This window comes from Terriglobia bacterium (genome assembly GCA_020072815.1).
Classification (GTDB): domain Bacteria; phylum Acidobacteriota; class Terriglobia; order Terriglobales; family Acidobacteriaceae; genus Angelobacter.
In genome coordinates this window covers 258,752-279,101 of record JAIQGE010000005.1, presented here as the reverse complement: position 1 = coordinate 279,101, position 20,350 = coordinate 258,752, and the positions used below count along the sequence as shown (strand labels likewise).

15 protein-coding genes are annotated in these 20,350 nt (G+C 58.4%); 9 read left to right on the top strand and 6 right to left on the bottom strand.

Features of this window, described 5'->3' with window-relative positions; genetic code table 11:
• Positions 1-37: 37 nt before the first annotated feature.
• Positions 38-4,129, bottom strand: coding sequence for an IPT/TIG domain-containing protein (locus LAO20_08600; GenBank protein ID MBZ5531478.1), 4,092 nt, complete (start codon positions 4,127-4,129; stop codon positions 38-40).
• 563 nt (positions 4,130-4,692) lie between these two features.
• On the opposite strand from LAO20_08600, the gene LAO20_08595 reads away from it, so the two are divergent.
• The gene (locus LAO20_08595; GenBank protein ID MBZ5531477.1) at positions 4,693-5,688 is read left to right on the top strand and encodes an NAD-dependent epimerase; all 996 of its coding nucleotides are present in this window, start codon (positions 4,693-4,695) and stop codon (positions 5,686-5,688) included.
• A gap of 45 nt (positions 5,689-5,733) precedes the next feature.
• Here the strand turns inward: LAO20_08595 and LAO20_08590 are convergent, their stop codons facing one another.
• Entirely contained in the window at positions 5,734-6,687 is a 954-nt protein-coding gene (locus LAO20_08590) for an SDR family oxidoreductase (GenBank protein MBZ5531476.1), read from the bottom strand.
• A gap of 352 nt (positions 6,688-7,039) precedes the next feature.
• Between LAO20_08590 and LAO20_08585 the strand changes: the two genes are divergently transcribed.
• The 5 genes from LAO20_08585 (at position 7,040) to LAO20_08565 (ending at position 13,133) form a co-directional block, all read left to right on the top strand.
• Positions 7,040-8,434 (top strand): UDP-glucose/GDP-mannose dehydrogenase family protein, encoded by a 1,395-nt coding sequence (locus LAO20_08585; protein ID MBZ5531475.1) that lies wholly within the window; start codon positions 7,040-7,042, stop codon positions 8,432-8,434.
• A 287-nt stretch (positions 8,435-8,721) separates the two neighbouring features.
• Positions 8,722-9,615 (top strand): AAA family ATPase, encoded by an 894-nt coding sequence (locus LAO20_08580; GenBank protein ID MBZ5531474.1) that lies wholly within the window; start codon positions 8,722-8,724, stop codon positions 9,613-9,615.
• Positions 9,616-9,669: 54 nt separating this feature from the next.
• The gene (locus LAO20_08575; protein ID MBZ5531473.1) at positions 9,670-10,635 is read left to right on the top strand and encodes a CpsD/CapB family tyrosine-protein kinase; all 966 of its coding nucleotides are present in this window, start codon (positions 9,670-9,672) and stop codon (positions 10,633-10,635) included.
• 364 nt (positions 10,636-10,999) lie between these two features.
• Positions 11,000-11,857: an alpha/beta hydrolase gene (locus LAO20_08570; protein ID MBZ5531472.1), complete on the top strand. Its 858-nt coding sequence runs from the start codon at positions 11,000-11,002 to the stop codon at positions 11,855-11,857.
• A 463-nt stretch (positions 11,858-12,320) separates the two neighbouring features.
• A complete protein-coding gene (locus LAO20_08565; GenBank protein ID MBZ5531471.1) occupies positions 12,321-13,133 on the top strand; it encodes a hypothetical protein in 813 nt (270 codons plus the stop codon).
• 6 nt (positions 13,134-13,139) lie between these two features.
• On the opposite strand, the gene LAO20_08560 is transcribed toward LAO20_08565, so the two are convergent.
• Entirely contained in the window at positions 13,140-14,645 is a 1,506-nt protein-coding gene (locus tag LAO20_08560; protein ID MBZ5531470.1) for a TIGR03013 family PEP-CTERM/XrtA system glycosyltransferase, read from the bottom strand.
• Positions 14,646-14,667: 22 nt separating this feature from the next.
• Positions 14,668-15,774 carry a DegT/DnrJ/EryC1/StrS family aminotransferase gene (locus LAO20_08555; protein MBZ5531469.1) on the bottom strand — a complete coding sequence of 369 codons (1,107 nt, stop codon included), beginning with the start codon at positions 15,772-15,774 and terminating at the stop codon, positions 14,668-14,670.
• Positions 15,775-16,205: 431 nt separating this feature from the next.
• On the opposite strand from LAO20_08555, the gene LAO20_08550 reads away from it, so the two are divergent.
• A complete protein-coding gene (locus LAO20_08550) occupies positions 16,206-17,582 on the top strand; it encodes a nucleotide sugar dehydrogenase (GenBank protein ID MBZ5531468.1) in 1,377 nt (458 codons plus the stop codon).
• A gap of 145 nt (positions 17,583-17,727) precedes the next feature.
• On the opposite strand, the gene LAO20_08545 is transcribed toward LAO20_08550, so the two are convergent.
• Positions 17,728-18,099 (bottom strand): PAS domain-containing protein, encoded by a 372-nt coding sequence (locus tag LAO20_08545; GenBank protein ID MBZ5531467.1) that lies wholly within the window; start codon positions 18,097-18,099, stop codon positions 17,728-17,730.
• A 537-nt stretch (positions 18,100-18,636) separates the two neighbouring features.
• On the opposite strand from LAO20_08545, the gene LAO20_08540 reads away from it, so the two are divergent.
• A complete protein-coding gene (locus LAO20_08540; protein ID MBZ5531466.1) occupies positions 18,637-18,849 on the top strand; it encodes a hypothetical protein in 213 nt (70 codons plus the stop codon).
• A gap of 341 nt (positions 18,850-19,190) precedes the next feature.
• On the opposite strand, the gene LAO20_08535 is transcribed toward LAO20_08540, so the two are convergent.
• Positions 19,191-19,490 carry a DUF1330 domain-containing protein gene (locus tag LAO20_08535; protein MBZ5531465.1) on the bottom strand — a complete coding sequence of 100 codons (300 nt, stop codon included), beginning with the start codon at positions 19,488-19,490 and terminating at the stop codon, positions 19,191-19,193.
• Positions 19,491-19,787: 297 nt separating this feature from the next.
• Between LAO20_08535 and LAO20_08530 the strand changes: the two genes are divergently transcribed.
• Positions 19,788-20,276, top strand: coding sequence for a DinB family protein (locus LAO20_08530; protein ID MBZ5531464.1), 489 nt, complete (start codon positions 19,788-19,790; stop codon positions 20,274-20,276).
• Positions 20,277-20,350: the final 74 nt, after the last annotated feature.

Below are 20,350 nucleotides of genomic sequence, written 5' to 3'. Positions count from 1 at the left end.
CTCGTACAGTCGTTACTAACAATCACGTAACCGACAATCAGGGTGTAACAACAAAGATGTCGTCGAATTGCATGTGCTGGTTGCTCACATCCAGAGCGACGGCGCCGCTGGTCAGGTTTGAGTCGGTGGCCTGGATGATGGTGAGACCATCGTAGATCACCGAAATGGACGATCCGCTGAAGCTCAACTTCAGGCTGTGGAACACATTGGGATCCATGTTGGCCACGGTAAATGATCCGAGCGCGGTCAGACCGGGCGAGTCAATGGACCATCCGCCAGTGCGATACAGGACGATGGTCTTGGAGCCCGGCAGGATCCACGCTTCGTAACCGGCGCCGGTGGCGGTGTTCACGCGCCCGCGCAGGCCGCCCGGATAGTTATTGATGGAGAACACGTTGAATCGCGCCTCCACGGTGTAGTCGGTCCAGGCGTTGCTGCCAGCATAGAGCTGGGTGTGGCCGCCGCCATTGTAGTCGGCAATGTCCGTGGCCGCCGTCCAGTTACCAAGCAGGCCGAGCGGAGAGATGGACCAATTGTTCAGGGACGCGAGGTTGAATGAATCCTGGAACAGAATCGAAGACGGATTCACGTAAGTGTATCCCCCCGCCATGGTTGTGCTGCCGGTGGCCGGGTTGGAGACAACCACGTCCGCGCTGCCAGCGGCGCCCGCTGGAACGGTGACGGTGATCATGCTGCCGTCCGCCAAGCCAGACAGAACGGAAGCAGCATGGCCCTGAATGGTTACGCTGGTATTTACGCTCAGACTGGCGCCGTAAATATCCATGCGGTCGCCGCCCGCGGTGCTGCCGTGAGTGGGGCTCACGCGCGTGATGGTGGGTGCGGTGATCGCAACGTTCACGCTGGACGTCGCGCTCAACCCGCTGTTTGACGCGGTGATGGTGGCGTTGCCGCTGGCCACGGCTGTTACCAGTCCAGTGGAACTCACCGTGGCTGCCGCGGTGTTGCTTGAGGTGTAAGTTGATCCCGGGCTGCTGGTGACGTTCTGCGTGGACCCGTCAGACATGTTGGCGGTGAGAGTGAGCTGTTGCGTGGCGCCGGCGGATGTCAAAGCAATACTGGTGGGCGATACGCTCACGCTGGTGGGGAATGGTCCGGAAGCGATGGTCCCGGTGACCAGCGCGTCTTCGAACTGAATGTGCTGGTTGGATACGTCAAAAGCCACCACGCCGGTCAGGTTGGTGGAATCCACGGCGCTCATAACCAGCGTCCCATCCCAGAAAACCTGAATGGTGCTTCCCTGGAAGCCGAGCCGCAGAGTATGGAACGACGTGGCGTCGTAGGTGAGTGAAGCTGAGGCCAAGGTGGTTAGACCAGACGAATCAATGTTCCATCCGCCGGTGCGGAACAGGCGGATGGCATTGGTTCCGGGATACAACCAGATGGCGTATCCAACTCCGTTCGCGGGGTTGATGCGTCCGCGGATGCCGCCGGGGAAATTCTGCAGGCTGAACAAGCGGACTTTGGCTTCAAAAACGTAATTGTTCCAGTTGGTGCTGCCGGAATACTGCTGGGTGTGGCCGATGCCGGAGAAGTCAAAGGCCCCGCCCACGCGCGTCCAGCCGCTGGCCAGCCCCAGAGGCGAAGCCGTCCAGGTGGCGCTGCTGTCTCCATTGAAGCTGTCCTGCAGCAGAATGGATGCCGGATCAAGATAGCTGTAAGCGCCAGCCGATGAAGCCGAACCAAACGAGCTGGTGACGGCTACGGTCGCGTTCGTGCCGATGGCTCCTGGCGGCACCGTTGCCGAGAGCCGGGTGCTGTCAATCAAAGTAATGTTGCCGGCCGTTACGCCACCAATGGTGACTTGAGTACCGGTGGTGAACGATGTTCCGTGAATGTTGATGATGTTGCCACCGGTGCTGGGACCGGACGACGGGCTGACCCGGCTGATCGCCGGCGGACCAATAAACGTAAAGCTTGACTTCAGCGTGCCTGAGCCGTTGGCCGTAGTCACGGTTACATCAACCGTGCCTTGCGCGCCCGCGGGAGTGTTGGCGATGAGAGTTGAACTGTTGACGAAGCTGACGGCGGTGGCGTTGGCCCCGCCGATGGTCACCGTTGATCCAGCCGTGAAACTCGCTCCGGAGATGGTGACGCTGGTCCCACCCGCGATGCTGCCGGCGTTAGGCGTGATGGCAACCACGGTGGGTGGAGCGGGAGGCGGCGCCAGTGTGGCGACCAGGCCGTTGGTGAAACCGGCTACGGTTTGCCACGCTCCTTCGTTATCACCGCTGAACACCAGAACCTGTGTGGGAACCAGAACGCCGTCTGGATCGGCGGCTTTTCCGGTGAAGGTGTAAGTAATGTTCGTCCCGTCAAAGCTGGCCTGCGTCAGCGTGGACTTGGTGCGCGCGTACATATACTGCGACATGTCCTGCATGAAAACCTGGCGGGCTTTCTGCTGGTTCAGCCACGCAGAAACGTCAGTGATGATTTGCTTGCGCGCCGTATCCTGGCAATTGGAGTAGGCGTCGTCATGGGTAAACACTTCCACCGGCGCCAGGCTGGTGAAAAGCCGCCATGTATACCATTCATATTTGCCGGTGCTGAACCCGGCGCCGTTGCCCACGCCGTCACACCAGCCGATGTCAGGATCAACGCCGGCAAGGTTGTGATCGAGCGCTCGTGAGCCCACCAGAAAGAAGTTCTGTGATGGCAGGCCCGCGCGGCTGCCGATGGTCAAATCGTCGGCGAACAAGAATGAGTACGATTCGTCGGACGCAAAATCATTGGCCGGCTTGGGCGGCAGCTGGTATTTCCAGTAGGGGAATACTTTGAGTCGCTCGGTCTGATAGCCGGCCTGCGTGGGGTCTGTGGTGTACACAAAACCCGGGAGGTCGGTGGTGCCGACGTAGCGGAACCCGAAGGTGTTCCAGAAATCGTAGCCCACGTTGTTGGAGATGTCATAGAAGTGGCCCAGGACCCACTTGGAGAGAGAAGGAATGGTGTCATTCCCTCCGTTGCCCTGCACCCACTGCTGGATTGCAGTGACGTTGGCCTGCCACTGGGAGTCCGTCAAGGGCCCAGGCGGCGTGTTGGGACCGCCGAAAAACAGATCGCCGTAAGTCTCGCTCTGGAACCCGTGGGGGCTGAGCTGAATCTTGCCCGCCTTCATGTCCTGGATGATGGCAGCGCGGCCGGGATCGCCCGGCGGCAAGAAGTTCAGATAGACAGAGCCGGTCACTTTCCAGGGGCCGCCGGTGCCGTCAGCAGCGACGTTGCCGGTGAGCGTGGGATTGTACATTTCCTTGATGCGCGTGGGCCAGTCAGTGTCCACGTTGTGGTCCATGCGCAGGGCCCAGAAGCGGGGATAGCCGCGAAGGGCAAACGGTTTGCGCGCGGCCCACACCAGGCTGCGCCAAAAAATATCGTCCACACCCATCATGAAGCCGAAACGGTCGGCCTGAAGATAATCCAGGGTACCGAAGTTCACGGCGCGTCCAGAACCGAAAGTGGTGGCCAGGACAAGAGGATCTGTGCCGATTTTGGCGATGACCGTTCCACCGGCGTTCTGCAGGACGGTTGCGGTAGCAGTTTGTTGCGCGCCGTTTTGATCAACATGAAAGCTGTAAACAAAGTCGCCGGCAAATTCCAGCGGGGACTTCCACTGCAATCCAGCGATGTAGTGGGGCGTCGCTCCGCCCGGCGCCAGAGCGGCAGGCACGGTGATGGAAGTGCTGGCGGCGCCCAGCGTGGAACCGGTGGCGCCAAAAATCGTCTGGATATGGGTGTTGGCGCCGATGGTTGAAGCTGAGTCCAAGTTAACGAAGCCGGTCCCGCCCTGCACGGCGGTAACGATGGCATTCTGCCAGGTGGCGGACAGTGAGAGCCCGCGGTGGCCTGCAATGATCAACTGGCGGCTGTTCAGATCAGCCAGAGGATTTGCCGAGGAGACATCAAACACCTGATAGGGCACCTGAAAATTCTGCAGGTAGCGTTCCGCGTAGCGCTGATATTCCCCGGGAGTGGTTTGGCTGGTGTTGTAAGCAGTTGTATTGGTGGAATTGACCAGCACAGCAACCGTCAGATTGCGGTTTTGGGCCACAGCGGGGGCGGCAACGGCAATCAGCAGGCACATCAAGATAGTCAGACAGATCATTCGCGAACGCATTTTATTTTCCTCCTCCGGGGTTGACCTCAACTGGCCGGCACGATACGAAACCTGGGTTGTCTTCATGCTTGCGATCCATCCTCCGGCTACCGCTCCAACCCACACTACTTCCTGGGGCTGTGTTGATGCTGTAGGTGCAAGCGAGATGCCGAACGCCGGGCTACGGAATCGCCGGTTGGGCAGGCAACCAGCACGCTGCTATCTTTTTGTCAATAAACGACTTGGAGATGGAAATGGCTGCTGTTGCACAACGCTATGGAGCACTGCCTTGCAGTACCTGAAAGCCACGGTGAAAGCGATTGCATATTCGAGTGGGCGATTTTCATATCCTGCCAACAAATTGCCAGACGCTGAACCAGCCAAGGCAGCGAACGACTGGCGCCTACGGCCACGAACGCAGGGATTTTCATTCGAATTCGCGTCGCGTGATTGGGATGGAGCGCGAATGCGAGTTGTTAGCGCACTCGACACCCTGAGTCCGGCACCTCCGAGGGTTCCTGATACCATGCTGGAGAGATTCCGCGATGCCCATGAACAAGATGCCAACTGAAAAACAAATCGCGATGAGCAGAGTCCTGGTCACTGGAGCAGCAGGCTTCATTGGTTTCCACGTCTGCCAGCGCCTTCTGCAGATGGGCCAACCGGTACTGGGAATTGATAATCTCAATTCCTTCTACAACGAAGGCCTGAAGGACGCCCGCGTAGCGATTCTTGGGCAGCACCAGAATTTTCAATTTGTGCGGGGCGACATCAGCGATCTGGGCTGGGTCCAGCAACTGTTCCGCCAGGATTTTGGTCCGGTAGTGCACCTGGCAGCGCAGGCGGGCGTGCGCTACTCTCTGGAAAATCCGCACCTCTATGTGCAGAGCAACGTTGTGGGATTCGTGAACCTGCTGGAGGAGGCCTACAAGAAGCATGTTCCGCATTTTGTTTTTGCTTCCTCGAGTTCGGTCTACGGGGCCAACAAGAAGATCCCTTTTTCCGAACGGGACAACGTTGACCATCCGGTGAGCCTGTATGCCGCCACCAAGAAGAGCGATGAACTGATCGCGCACGTTTACGCGCATCTTTACGGCTTGCCCCTGACCGGCCTGCGGTTTTTCACAGTGTACGGGCCGTGGGGCAGGCCGGACATGGCGCTGTTCAAGTTCTGCAAAGCCATCATCGAGGGCAAGCCGATTGACGTGTTCAATCACGGCAAGATGCTGCGCGATTTCACCTACGTTGACGACGTAGTAGAAGGCGTGGTCCGCACCATGGCCAAGCCGCCGGGGCCGGACGCGTCGCACACAGCGAACGACGAAGTTTCACCGCGTTATCGCATTTACAACATCGGCAACAACCAGCCGGTGGAGCTGACGCGGCTGATTGAGGTCCTGGAAGAGAAGATCGGCAAGAAGGCGGTGATCAACTCGCTGCCCATGCAGCCGGGAGACGTGCCCACCACGTATGCCGATATCGACGAGCTCTCGCGGGCCACCGGCTACCGCCCGCACACTCCGATTGAACTGGGCGTGGGCCGCTTTGTGGATTGGTACCGGCAATACTACAAAGTGTGAGCACGCAACGGGAGCGCACGCCAAGCAACGGCCCGCGACGTGGCGCTACTTGGCGGCGGCGGCGCGTTCTTCAGCCACCGCTTTCTCAAAATAACTCAGGGAAAGCTTTAGCCCTTCACGCAGGCTGACGACGGGCGACCAGCCAAGCAATTTTTTCGCTTTGCTGATGTCCGGGCAGCGCTGCTTGGGATCGTCTTGCGGCAGCGGAGCGAAAGTGATCTTGCTCTTTGATCCAGTCACCGCCAGCACCTCGGCGGCGCACTCCAGCATGGTGAATTCATCCGGGTTGCCGATGTTCACCGGCAAATGCTCTTCCGACCGGGACAATCGCAAAATGCCTTCAATTTCGTCGCTCACGTAGCAAAAGCTGCGGGTCTGGCGGCCGTCGCCGTAAACGGTAAGGTCCTCGCCGCGCAGGGCCTGCTTCATGAAGTTGGAGATGACCCGCCCATCGTTCAACTGCAGCCGTGGACCGTAGGTATTGAAGATGCGAACAATCCGCGTGTTCACCTGGTGATAGCGGTGATAGGCCATGGTCATGGCTTCAGCGAAGCGCTTGGCCTCGTCATAAACCGAACGCGGCCCGATGGGATTGACGTGACCCCAGTAAGTTTCCGTCTGCGGATGCTCCAAGGGATCGCCGTAACACTCGCTGGTGGAAGCCAGGAGAAAGCCGGCGCGATGCTTGCGCGCGACTTCCAGGGCATTCACAGTTCCGTAGCTGCCGGCTTTCAGGGTGGCGATGCCGTGCAGCATGTAATCCACCGGGCTGGCCGGCGAGGCGAAGTCGAATACAAAATCTACCGCACCAACGTCAAACGGCTCCGAGACATCTTGCTCAACGAATTCGAAACGCGGGTCATTCTTTAGTTGGGACAAATTGGAAGTGCGTCCGGTGAGAAGGTTGTCCACGCAGACCACGGACCAGCCGCCCGCGATCAGCGCGTCGCATAAGTGGGAGCCGAGGAACCCGGCGCCTCCGGTTACAAGTGCTCGCATTTTTCCTGTCAGCCCCAATCAGTGCGCCTCCGGCGCCATATTCGAGAATACACGATGGCTTGCTTGCACGAGCCAAATCGCGACTCGCGCCGCCCTCTGATCATTTTTAGCAGTTGCAGGGCCAGCCCAGGGACAGGCGTTGGCACATCTGCTGCAATCGTTTGCACATGTGTATCGGGTTTCCTCACTGTTGTGTTCTTTGGAGACAGTTACAATGGTTAAGCCTTTTATTTATAGTAGTTAAGCAAGGGCAATATTGGTAGTCAACGTGCATATCCTAAATCGGACTCCTGCGTTCAGCGGGAGAGAAGATTTGAAGTAGGAACCAGGATCGCAAACGGGCCTACGGAGGATGAAAGTGAACAGAATTGCAGTTGTTGGTTCCGGCTACGTCGGGTTGGTAGCGGCAGCGTGCTTCGCCGAGCTCGGTTATCAAGTGGTCTGCGTGGACAACGACCTGGAAAGAGTGGCTGCGCTGAACCGCGGGGAAGTCCCGATTCATGAGCAGTTCCTGCCCGAGTTACTGGAACGCCACCGCAACGTTGGCCTGAAGTTTTCCAGTTCGTTGGCGGAAGCAATCAAGTCATGTTCGGTCATTTTTATCGCTGTGGGAACGCCGCCCAAAGACAACGGCGAGGCTGACCTTTCTTACGTGGAGTCGGTGGCGCGGGAAATCGCCCACAATATTGATGGATATAAAGTCATCATCGAAAAAAGCACTGTCCCTGTTTATACCAGTGATTGGATCCGGCGGGTGATGCAGTTGACCACCGGAGCAGAATGCGAGTTTGACGTGGTGTCCAACCCGGAATTCCTGCGGGAAGGCACGGCGGTGACCGATTTCCTGTACCCCGACCGCATTGTGGTGGGCGCAGACACTCCGCGTGCAGCCGCCATTCTGTGTGACGTCTATTCGCCGCTGACCAGCGGCCGTTACTACGAATCGCTGAACAAAATACCGGAGCCGGACGGAGTCACCATTCCGCCGCCCATCATTGTGACCACGGCCAAGAGCGCGGAGCTGATTAAACATGCTTCCAATGCATTCCTGGCGATGAAGATCTCGTTTATCAATGCAGTGGCCAATATCTGCGAAGAGGTTGACGCCGACATTGAACAGGTGGCGCTGGGCGTGGGCAGCGATTCCCGCATCGGACCGCGCTTTCTGCGCGCCGGCATCGGCTACGGCGGGTCTTGCTTCCCCAAAGATGTAGCCGCTTTCTGCGCTGTGGCCCGGGAATGCGGATATGACTTCGGGCTTCTGAATGAAGTCATGCAGATCAACGAAGACCAGCGGCACCGCTTCATGAAGAAAATCCGCACGGCCCTGTGGACGCTCAAGGGCAAGAAGCTGGCGGTGCTGGGTCTGGCCTTCAAGGGCCGCACTGACGATATTCGCGAGTCTCCAGCCATCGCGCTGGTGGAAGATCTGCTGGCCGAAGGAGCACGCATTACCGCCTACGATCCGGCGGCCATGCCACGCTCGAAAGAAGTCTTCCAGGACCGGATCACCTTTGCCGAAGGGCCTTACCAGGCCGCCGCGGGCGCCGACGCCCTGTTGATCCTCACCGATTGGGACGAGTTCTCTGCCCTGGATTTGAAGCGTATTCGCCAGCAATTGACCTATCCCATTGTTCTGGATGGCCGCAACCTCTACTCCCTGGAGGAAATGGAGGCCCACGGGCTGTTGTACGTGAGCGTGGGAAGAAGGCCATCTACGCTGAAACAGATGGCGAAGGTCAGCTAAAACTGCGGACTGCCGCATCTGGCAGCTTAGACGAGCGCGTATTCATCGCTACCGCGAGGAACGTCTACCAGCTTGAGGGCATTGAAGGGAAAGTAATCAAATGTGCAGAGGTTTGCACTTCTGCACCTCGCTTATCCTTGATTATCTCTATCTATTTGATTCTAAACATGCTTACTAGCCAGCAGTTTGGCCCGGAAGTTGCACTTTCACCCTGACGAAAGCAACTTCTACCCCGCCCCCCTGCAGGGAGATGCCGTGGCGCCGGGTAACAGCAAGGCAGAGAAGAAATGTATTCAGCCTTTTATGGTTTAACGCAGGAACCGTTTCGGCTTACTCCCGATCCCCGGTTTCTTCATCTGGCAGAGCCCCATCGCAACACGTTGCGGGCCCTGCTGGAAGGTGTTTCGCTGCGCAAAGGCCTCCAGGTTTCCGTGGGTCCCATCGGCACCGGCAAGACGACGTTGCTCTACTGCCTGCAGCACATTCTCATGCATGAATCGTCGTCCAAGGTGCCGATCCGTTCGGCGTTCGTGGTGAACCCGACTCTTAGCCCGGACGAGCTTTTGGAATCACTGCTGGACGAACTGGAGATCAGCGCTGCTTCGGCAACCAAGCCGGCGCGACTGCGGGCCTTACATGAGCTGTTGCTCTCCTGCCAGCGCCAAAGCGGTGTGGTGCTGATCATCATTGATGAAGCCCATCTACTCTCGCCGGAACTGTTGGAAGAGGTGCGGTTGCTGCTGAACACCGACAACTATCCTGTGCCGGTCCTGCAAGTGATCCTCTGCGGGCAGCCGGAGCTGGTGCCGCTGCTGATGAAACCGCAATTCGCGGCGCTGCGCGGACGCGTGGCCGTGGTCTCCAAGCTGCGCACGCTGACGCTGCCGGAGACACGTGCCTATATCGCGGAACGCCTGCACGTGGCCGGACTTTCCAAAGAGAACCCGTTCACTCCGCCGGCGCTGGAAGACATCTATCGGCGGGCCCGGGGCACGCCGCGCCTGATCAACCTGCTGTGCGACCGTGCGCTGGCGGCCGGGTTCCGCCGGCAAGAGCGCAGGATTACGCCTGATCTGGTCATGGAAGCGGTGGATGATCTCACCCTTACCGATGACCTGCTGGAAGTTCCTGAAACTCCGCCACGCGCGGCGCCGGAACCTTCCGCAGCGACGGCCAAATAAGAACCGGGGCCTGGACCTTGTTGTGGGCCAGAAAGAGCGAAGAACGAAGAGATTATGAGCAGATTTTTCAACGAAACTCGCAAACCTGCCAACGTGGGAAGCAGCACGCCAGCCTATACCGCAGTAGACGTCCAGGACGCTGTGGACGCGATCAAGAAAGGCATTCACGTTACCAACGGCGCGGGCCCGGCGAACGGCAAAGATGTGGAGCCGCTGTTCGGCACGCTGCCGCTTTCGGATGAAATTGTCTCGCAGGTGGCTGCGGGCCGGCTGGAAAACTGCCGGAAGATTTCCTTGCGTCGCGACAATGAGAAATCATTCCTGGCGGCGCAATACAATCCCGCCATGCAACTGGCGGTGGAAGGCTACCGCATGCTGCGCACGCGCCTGGTGAAGCGGCAAACCGAGCTGGGAACGCGCTCCATGGTGATCAGCAGCGCCGAACAAGGCGAAGGCAAGACGCTCACGTCGCTGAATCTGGCGCTGTGCTATGCCAACATACAGAACTGGCCGGTCCTGCTCGTAGATACTGATCTGCGCACCCGCGGACTCTCGCGCTTGCTGGGGGACCCCGCATCGCCGGGCCTGGCCAAGATACTGGAGCATGGAATTGCGAACTCCTCGGCGATCCTGGCCACAGATTCGCCGAACCTGTTCTTCTTGCCCGCCGGCACGGCGGTCACGCCGGCGCCGGAGTTGTTCTCCCAGGACCGCTGGAAGGAATTCGTGGGCTGGTGCGCTGAGTCTTTCCGCTTGGTCATTATTGATGCGCCGCCGGTGCTGGGCCTGACCGATTTCGAAGTGATCTCCGCGCCGTGCGAAAGCGTGCTGCTGGTGGTCCGCTCGCGCAAGAGCAACCGCGAGGCCCTGGCCAAGATACGTCCGCAGCTGGACCCGCAGAAATTGGTGGGCGTGGTGCTGAACTGCTCCACCGACCCCAGCAACAAGCGATACAACCGTTACGGCTATGGCTATGGCGAGGGATACGGGGCCAAGGACACGGTGGAAACGCCGATCTAGCGATCGAACGACCTAGACACTCGGTTTGCAGCAGACAATCAGGACCCAGTCGCGCGCGAATGCGCGTGGAGTGATCGCCACAGCGGGAACGTTCCGGCGTCCATCCGGCGAACGTCGCGAAAAAGGACAATGCCCGAATAATTCCGTCCCCGCCGCCCGTCCGGGCGCATATCATACACGGGTACTCCTATTCTGATGTAAATGGCGCTGACACGCCGGGCACTCACTCGAACCAACGCAGAAACTCAAACCGTTTTTCAATCGCAGACATCGCGCGCCTTCGCCCGGGCGAGCGGAAACACGCAGCCCAGAATCCAACCGGCAACCTTCAACTGCAACGCACACAAGAAAGGAAGGAAATTCCATGCCATATATTGAAGTCGGCAAAGAAAACTCGGGCACCATTGATATCTACTATGAGGACCAGGGCAAAGGTAAGCCGGTGGTGCTGGTTCACGGCTGGCCGCTGAGCGGACGCTCCTGGGAAAAGCAGACAGCGGCGCTGCTGGATGCGGGTTATCGGGTGATCGCCTATGACCGCCGGGGATTCGGCTACTCGAGCAGGCCGGCTTCGGGCTACGACTATGACACTTTCGCCGAGGACCTGGACAAGCTGCTGGACAAGATCAACCTGCATGACGTAACGCTGGTCGGCTTTTCCATGGGCGGCGGCGAAGTGGCGCGCTTTCTCGGCAATTACGGAAGCGTGCGCGTAAGCAAAGCGGTTTTCATCGCGTCCATTCCGCCATTCCTGCTCAAGACGCCGGACAACCCTGAAGGCGTGGACGGCAGCGTGTTCGAGGGAATCAGGAAAGGGATCATCGCCGACCGTCCGGCGTTCCTCTCTCAGTTCCTGGCAAACTTCTACAACGTGGACGTGTTGGGCGGCAAGCGCATCAGCGACCAGGTGGTGCAGATGAGTTGGAACGTCGCCGCCGGCGCTTCCCCTATCGGCACCCTGGAATGCGTTTCCGCGTGGCTGACCGACTTCCGCAACGATCTCAAGCGCATCGAGATTCCAACGCTGGTCATTCACGGCGACTCAGACCGGATTCTGCCGCTCGCGGCCACGGGCAAACGCACCGCCGAACTGGTGAAAGGCAGCAAGCTGGTGGTGATCGAAGGCGGCCCGCACGGCCTGACGTGGACCCATGCGGATGAAGTGAACGCCGCGTTGCTGGAGTTCATCGGGCAAAAAGCCAGCAAGGGACAGGTGGCGTAAGCGGGTAACTGAGAATTAATGAACGAGAGGGGCCGCGGAGAGGCGGCCCCTGTTCTTGATCAGACTCAGCCGTCCCCTGCGGGGACTCGCCTTATTTCTCCCAGCTTTCCCGCCGTTGAAACGGCTCGTTTCGCCTTCGGCTCAGGCAGGCTTAAAAGCCTGCCCTACCAACCGTCCCCTGCGGGGACTAGACGGGCATGCCTTCCCCTTATGCGCAACGTATTCCTGGAGTTTGAGACGTAGCGGTGCTACGTCTCTACGCACAGATTTTCGTTTGATCCTCGTTCATCCGCGCTTGTACTCCAGATTATCCTTTTGTTTCAGTAGCCGGCGGGCATTCGCGGTTATGTGCGCGATAAGCGGGCAGTCGAGCAGCACCTTCGCAAAGAAACTTTCACTGTTGATTAGAGCTTTCTTGGAGGATATAGTTCTTCGTCTTTCTTAAAAGCTCCAAGGAACCACAATGAGTGCGACACAACCGCCGACAAATCAGAAAATGTCACCGGCGTCAGAACAGGCTACTTCGATGCCTAATACTCCTCAAACTCCGTCAGAGCCCAATGGGTTTAAGGACAAGGTGGACACGATAAACAAACTGGCTCAAATCTTTGCGCTAGCGATTGCGGGCATATGGGCGTGGAGCGTTTTCCAACAGACTGTGCGGCCCGGCCTTGAGGCTAAGTCTCCTGTTGACACGGAGCTCCATTGGGCAAGTATTCCGAACTCGAATGTTTGCCAAGTAAGGTTTGAAATTAAAATCACGAACGAAGGTCAAGTTCCTTTCGACATTAATGACGTCAGAGTCAACGGCTGGATAGTTGACTTAGAAGAGGAGAACCTACCGGAAGACAGCGCGTCCAGCCCCACTTTTTTTAATCCTGCAGTCTTGGCAATTGGGGGCAACAGACTTTGGGACGGAAAGTGTAACGACCTGCCGCCAAAAGATGCCAGAATTGCTCCGTTTGATACGGGGGACGACAACTCTATTCGCGATGATTTGATTGACCATTTCCCACCAGGAGCGAAAACCACCGCCTCCAGTACCTATTTTTTTAGGCGTCGGGAAAAGGCCATTGTTGTGCTGCGTGCCGATGTGAAGGGAGACCTCCTGCCCTTTAGCCTTGTGCCATTCAGACATAGACAGAAATGCTTCACAAACTATTCTTATGCTGTCGATCAAATCTGCGGCGGCAAGTGGGATGCAAACCTGAGGGAAAAGGGATCGAGCGACGAAGGCACGCCAAAAGTGAGGGCAAAACCACCCAGGCAGCAATAAGGGTTCCTACTTCCCGCCTTTGCCGGTCAGCACCACTTTCACCGTCTCCAGGATGATGGTGAGGTCGAACATGAACGACAGGTGCTTGATGTAGAAGAGGTCATATTCGAACTTGGTCTTGGCCTGTTCCAGGCTGGCGCCATACTGGTACTTCACCTGGGCCCAGCCGGTGAGTCCGGGACGCACGCTGTGGCGCTGGTTGAAGAACGGGATCTCGCGCTCCAGCAGTTCGCAGAAAAACGGGACCTCCGGACGCGGGCCGACCACGCTCATTTCGCCGCGCAGGATGTTGAAGAGCTGCGGCAGTTCGTCCAGGCGGAACTTGCGGATGAAATTGCCCACGCGGGTGATGCGGGGATCGCCGTCGGCGGTCCAACTGGGCGCGGCTTTCTCCGAGCCTTTGCGCATGGAGCGGAACTTGAAGACTTTGAAGCTGTGTCCGCCCAGGCCCACGCGGTCCTGCTTGAAGACTACCGGCCAGCCGTCTTCGATGGCGATGGCCAGCGCCACGGCTACCATGAGGGGAAACGTCAGCAAAATGGCCAGCAACGAAACCACAATGTCGGAGATGCGTTTGGCGGCGCGGACTATGCGCGACTTGCGGAAGCCATCGCCCATGATCAGCCAGCTGGGTTGGAGCTGCTCCAGCGAGATGCGTCCGGTGAGACGCTCGTAAAGCGACAGGCAATCTTCAATGGGCAGGCCTTGCAGCTTGAGCGTGGCCAGTTGGCGGAAGGGCATGACGCCGCGGCGCTCGCCCAGCGAGATGACGACGCGGTCCACGTCTTCGCGGGCAACAACTTCTTCCACGTCATTCACCGTGCCGAGAATGCCCGGGGTGACAAAGATCCGGCTTTCGCCGGTGGCGCGCTCGTCGAGAAACCCCACAACTTTGTATTGCAACTCGGGACGGCGCAGGATCTCAGCGGCCAGATTGATTCCGCTGCGTCCCGTGCCCAGGACCAGGATGCGTTCCAGCGGACGGGTGAAGACCTTGCTCTTGTCCAGGCTCAGTCGCCAAACCACCAGCAACGGCAGTGCGACGGCCGCAGCCAGCATGGCGATTCCGCGCTCCAGCCGGACGGCGGGAATCAGGTAATAGAGGAATGACAGCACCAGGAGCGCGATGCCCATGGCGGCAAAGGCCCGCACCAGCCGCAGGCCGCGCGTGCTGACCGCGCGGGTCTCATAGAGGTCGTTGTAGTAGAGCGAGAGCTGGCAGACCACGGTGACCAGGGCAAAGCGCAGCCAGTTCTCCGGCTGGGAAAGGTACTCGAGAGCGGTGCGCAGGTTGACGAACCGCAAGGCGGTGGCTGCGGCCAGGGCGAACATGATCAGGAAACTTTCACTGGCCGCCAGGATCAGGCTGCGCCGCGGCACGTGATGCGCGCCGATGCGCACCAGGGTGCTGCCGTAGCTGCGGTTGAGCAACTTGAATTTTTCCCGCACGTACGGAGCCGCAGTTGTTCCTTGATTCATTTCACCGCCCAGGTTGAGTCCAGTTTCAGCCACAGAGTTTCTCGTCTCTTGTCGTTTATCCTTCAAGCGCGCGCGCCAAGGCGTTGCTCACGTATTCGCTCTGCTCCGGCGTGAGTTCAGGGAACATGGGCAGCGAAAATACCTTTTTGCAGACCGCTTCGGTCACCGGAAGGTCGCCTTCGCGATAGCCCAGGGACGCGTAGATCGGCTGCAGGTGAATTGCATGCGGGTAATAGACCATGGTAGTGACGCCGGCTTCCGCCAGGCGTTTCTGCATCTGGTCACGCTGCGGAACCTGCACGGTGTACTGATGGAAAACGTGGTCGCCGAAGCCGTTGCGCTTGGGCGTGACGACACTGGGCAGCCCTTGCAGCAGCGCGTCATAGCGGCGGGCGGCTTCGCGGCGCTGAATGCTCCACTGGTCAAGATGGCGGAGTTTCACGCGCAGAATGGCGGCTTGCAGTTCGTCCAGACGGCTGTTCCAACCCTGTTCGTCACTGAGATATTTTTTGGTGCTGCCGTGCGCGCGCAGCGAAGCCAGATGCCGGGCAACTTCCTCAGAGTTGGTGACGACCATGCCGCCGTCGCCGTAACCACCCAGGTTCTTGCTGGGGAAGAAGCTGATGCAGCCTACGTCGCCCATGGAGGCGGTCTTGCGTCCTTTATAGGTGGCGCCGATGGCCTGCGCGGTATCTTCCACCACTTTCAGGTGATGGGCTTTGGCTAGGTCCAGGATGGGGTCCATGTCCGCCGACTGGCCGTAAAGATGGACGGGGACAATGGCTTTGGTCCTGCGGGTGATGCGCCGCTCCACGGCCTTGGGATCAAGATTGTAGGTGTCGGGATCAATATCGGCAAAGACCGGCTCGCCGCCCAGCAGGCTGACTGCATCGGCGGTGGCGATGAAAGTAAACGATGGAACAATGACTTCATCGCCGGGGCCCACGCCGCAAGCGCGCAGACCGAGGATGAGGGCGTCAGTCCCTGAGGCCACACCCACGGCATACTTGGCGCCGCAATACTCGGCAATCTCTTTTTCCAGGGCCTTTACTTCCGGGCCCAGGATGAAATGCTGGTTTTCAAGGACGCTGTTGATCGCAGCCTGGATTTCATCCTTAATGGTGGCGTATTGCGCCTTCAGGTCCAGGATGGGCACTGTCATCTGAGCAACTGCTGCCGTAGCCATGATTTATGAGAACCTTCCCCTCGATTAGTTTTGTATCCACCTCTCTGATAAGCATTCTGCTCTCCAAACATCATTGGGGGCCGATGTCCGGAACTGAGCTAAGTGCTGTGGTTTCAAGCGATACGGCAAGTTGGGGCAAGGCGCCGCATGACGATAGGTGAAAACACTTTCACTATGCGGGGAAGTCGCAGGAACTCACGGGGATGCGAGGAGGGCCAGATGGTCCCCAAAGCCGCAAACAGTTGCACATCGCGACGCTGTGGCCACTTGAGGGCCGTATGTCGCTGGCCCAGATGCCTCGTGATGGCAAGCTGTATACTATTGAAAGCACTGGGCTTCAGGATGGTTATCTGCGCATCTTTGAGGCCCCCGGCGCTGGCACCTAAAATGCACTCCTAAAGGCTGCTATGACTACTACTACTCATTCATCGTTACAGGGCACGTCGTTTCAAGGCAGTGCGGCGCTGCTTAAGAGCAAAGTCGAAAACCGCAGCGCGAAGATCGGGATCATTGGACAGGGCTACGTGGGTCTGCCGCTGGCGTTGTTGTTCAGCGAGCAGAAGTTCGCCATCACCGGGTTTGACGTGGACCAGGAAAAGGTCAAGACCCTGAACAGCGGCGGAAGCTACATCGTCCGCATTCCGGCCACGGAGATCCAGGCCGCGCAAGCCAACGGTTACAAAGCTACGGCCGATTTCGCCGGCATCGCGCAGATGGACGTTGTCATCATCGCCGTGCCCACGCCGCTCAATGACCATCATGAGCCGGACCTGAGCTACATCATCAAAACGGCGGAGAACATTGCTCCTTATATCCATGCCGGGCAGATGATCATCCTGGAAAGCACCACGTATCCCGGGACGACGGAAGAACTGCTGATCCCGATCCTGGAGAAGAATCCCAGCGGCCTGAAGGCTTGCCGCAACGGCCATGCGTCCGACAAAGAATTCTATGTGGCGTTCTCGCCGGAGCGCGAAGATCCGGGCAACGACACGGTAGCGCGCCGCGATATTCCGAAGGTTGTGGGCGGGTTCGGCGCCACAGCCACGGAGATTGCGTGCGGCGTGTACGGGACTATCTTCAACAAGACCGTGCCGGTGTCCAAACCGGCAGTGGCGGAGATGACCAAGCTGCTGGAAAACATCTATCGCTGCGTGAACATTGCGCTGGTGAACGAACTCAAGCTGCTGTGCATGCGCATGGACATCAACATCTGGGACGTGATCGCCGCGGCTTCCACCAAGCCGTTCGGCTTCCAGCCGTTCTATCCCGGGCCGGGCATCGGCGGGCACTGCATTCCGCTCGACCCGTTCTATCTCTCATGGAAAGCCAAGGAGTACGACTTCCGCACGCGCTTCATCGAACTGGCGGGCGAAATCAACCTGAGTATGCCCTACCACGTGGTGAGCACCACGCTGGAAGCCCTGAACAAGCAGAAGAAGACGCTCAACGGCTCCAAGGTGCTGGTGCTGGGCGTGTCATATAAAAAAGACATTGACGATCTGCGCGAATCACCTTCGCTCACCGTGATTGAGCTGCTGCAAAAAGAAGGTGCGGAAGTTTTCTACAACGATCCTTACTTCGAATATGTGGGACGCGGCCGCAAATACGATCTGCAGATGCACAACACGCCGCTCGATAACCTGGCGCAGTATGCCGCGGTGCTGATCGTGACCGACCACTCGGACTACGACTACGCGAAGATCGTCCGCGAAGCCAGCCTGGTGGTGGACACGCGCAACGCGACGAAAGGAATTGAGGCGGAGAACATCGTCCGCTGCTGATGTTCACAGCTGCTGATTTTTCAAGGTTTCGTTTTTCAAGGCCCCCAGCGAAACTGCCCAGGGCTCTGAAACAAAAGCCGGCCATCACTCGCGCAACCACACGAGGATGGCCGGCGTGGTGTTTACCACAATCGTGCTGCAGAAACTACTCGGATCTTTCTCTTCGAGCCAGGACGAGTTCGGCGGGGCGTCCCCGAAAAGTCAGGTCCCAACTGGTGATCGCTACCGGAAAGACCGCTCCGCGCTTGCTCCTGTGGCGCCATTGCGCTCCTGTGGTTGGGCCGGTGTTTCGCAGAACGCGGGTTCGCCGAAGTAACTCCGGTACATCTTCCGGCGGACGGATCTCGATGATCTTCATGGTCAGGAATTCGCTGCGGGAATAGCCATACTGCAGGACTGCAGCATCATTTACTTCAAGAAAGGCAAGGGTTTCCTTGTCGAAAACCCACATGGGATATACATTCCTGGCAAAGGGAATGCCCTCTATCTGGGCCTCACACACGCTGTCTATCTCCACGTTCATGCTGCTCCGTGAGCAAGTTTGCATTCTCGAGGGAAGAGGGAATTTTCCACCAATTATAGAAAAAGTGATGAAGGTTTGAGTCAAGGTAACTACTCAACCAAGATGACTAAGGTCATAGCGGGTTGCGATCCTAGCAGACCAAGAAAAGAGGAACAGGAATACCAAGTTGGGGCCGGTTCGAACAGTGTTCGGACTAACGCGGCTGCGCTTTCCACCTTTTCGCTCTGAAGCTGAAAATCGCTTCTTTGCAACAAGATGGGGCACCGCGCCCCTCACGCAACGCGTCCTTCCCATCGAATCTTATTGCTATCGCCCGTCCAGAAGACTAGGCTTAAAGAGTCTCTTCCGCATCTCTCTGTCGCGTTGCCGACCCCTCTTCACGCGATGGTCCCTGCGAAACCGATAGAAATTTGAAGGGTCCATTCGAATGAGCCCATCGAATACTTCTCTGCATTGGTGTGCGTGCTGCAAGCGTGCACACGGCAAGCCGGGCGCACGGGCGCCGGGCAGGACCAGGAAGGCGAGCCGTTTATGAACGCAATTATCAACTCTTCGATGTTGTATGCCGGTCTGTTCATCATGTTCGTGCTGGCCGCGCTGATGCTCTACAATCGGTCGCGCGGGCTCAGGCCACAGATCGCCAGCTACGGATCACAAAGAATGTGCCCGTCTTGCGGGCTGATTACATCCAAGTCAAAGAGCAGGTGCCTGGAGTGCGGCAAGCCGTTCGCCGGACCGGTGTAACGCGGACGCCAGCAATGCACTCTGGTTTTTGTTGGAGAACAGAGCTGTCGGTGATAACTCACCGTCGCGGCATGGTAAGGGACAGATTCTCGGGGTCCTTCGGAGCTCCCTCGGCTGCGCTCGGGATTTCGCCTGCGGGCTCAAACGATCAACCCATCACGTGCAAGAACGGCACGCGCTGGGGGCCCCGACCAACGCCCGCAAAACGGCTCAACTTCGACTTCGCGACGCCATGCTGCGCAGCGTCGCTATGCTCAGGACGACATACTTAAGTGCGTGGTTGAACCCTCGGAACCGCCCATCCATGAGTTCGAATGTACGCCGGTGATCTCCGCTTTCTTCTAACCGCCGCCACCGAATCCCTTTACCAGCAGCACCACTGCTGTTGAACCGCCTTTGCGGTCTTTGGAGATTTCCTGATAATCAGGCGATTCCGCCCACTCGCGAAACGCTGCTTCATCGGGGAACGAGAGCAGCACGACCTTCTCGCGGTCCCACGTGCCTTCAATGACTTGAGGATGCTCGTCGGCGGCGAGCACGCGTCCTTGGTAGCGGCTCATCACGCCCATGAAGCGCGACTGGTAGCGGTCGTAGACGGCGCGGTCAGTGATGGTCAACTGGGCGATGGCGTAGACGGGCATGTGCGCTCTCCTCATGGCGGCGTGAACTATCAAGATGGCGTGAACGGTGAAAAGAAGCAAGCCATGATCTCCTGCGACCACGGGCCGGTCTCCTGCGACCACGGGCCGGATAGAAAATGAGCGTAACATCGAAAGGCCGTGTGGGTCAGTTGGATAAGGGTTCATCGCTGGCGCGATGAACGTCTGCCTAAAGGCCCGCGATTCGCGAGCGAATCGCTAGACGCTGATACAGGCGAGTGGGTCAGTTTTCAATAAACTGACCCACTACCGATCCAACGATGGCATTACACTCATGCCATGAGCTCCCAAGAACCTGCCATCACTTTCCGCGAATTGCTGGCCTACACCGATTACCTGGCGCAGCGCTGGCTCAACTATTTTGAGCAAAACCCCAAGGCTTTGGATGTGGACGTGGGCGGGAAGACCGGGACGCTGCGCGATCTGGTGGCGCATGTGTTCCTGGTCGAGCAGTTTTTTGCGAACCGAGTGTTGGGTGATCCTACGCCGCCACCGAAGGAGAAGCCGCAAGCCCCGCCGCTGGAAATGCTGCGCGGCCTCCATCATGACGCCCAGCAGAAATTGGCGAAGTACATCGCATCGGCCACCGACGAAAGTCTGCGCCAGAAGCAGGCGTTTGGGCCGGTGTCGGCGTCAAACCGCAAGCTGTTGGCGCAGGCGATGTTGCACAGCGTCCACCACTGGGCGCAGGTGGCCATGGAAGTTCGCCAGGCCGGATTCCCCACGGAAAAGCCGCAGGACATCATCATCAGCCCGGTGATGGACTAAGGAGATCGCCGGGATCGCTCGAAATCGCGCGACATCGCCGCGATCGGAAAGAAAAACCGTAACAGCGTATCGGG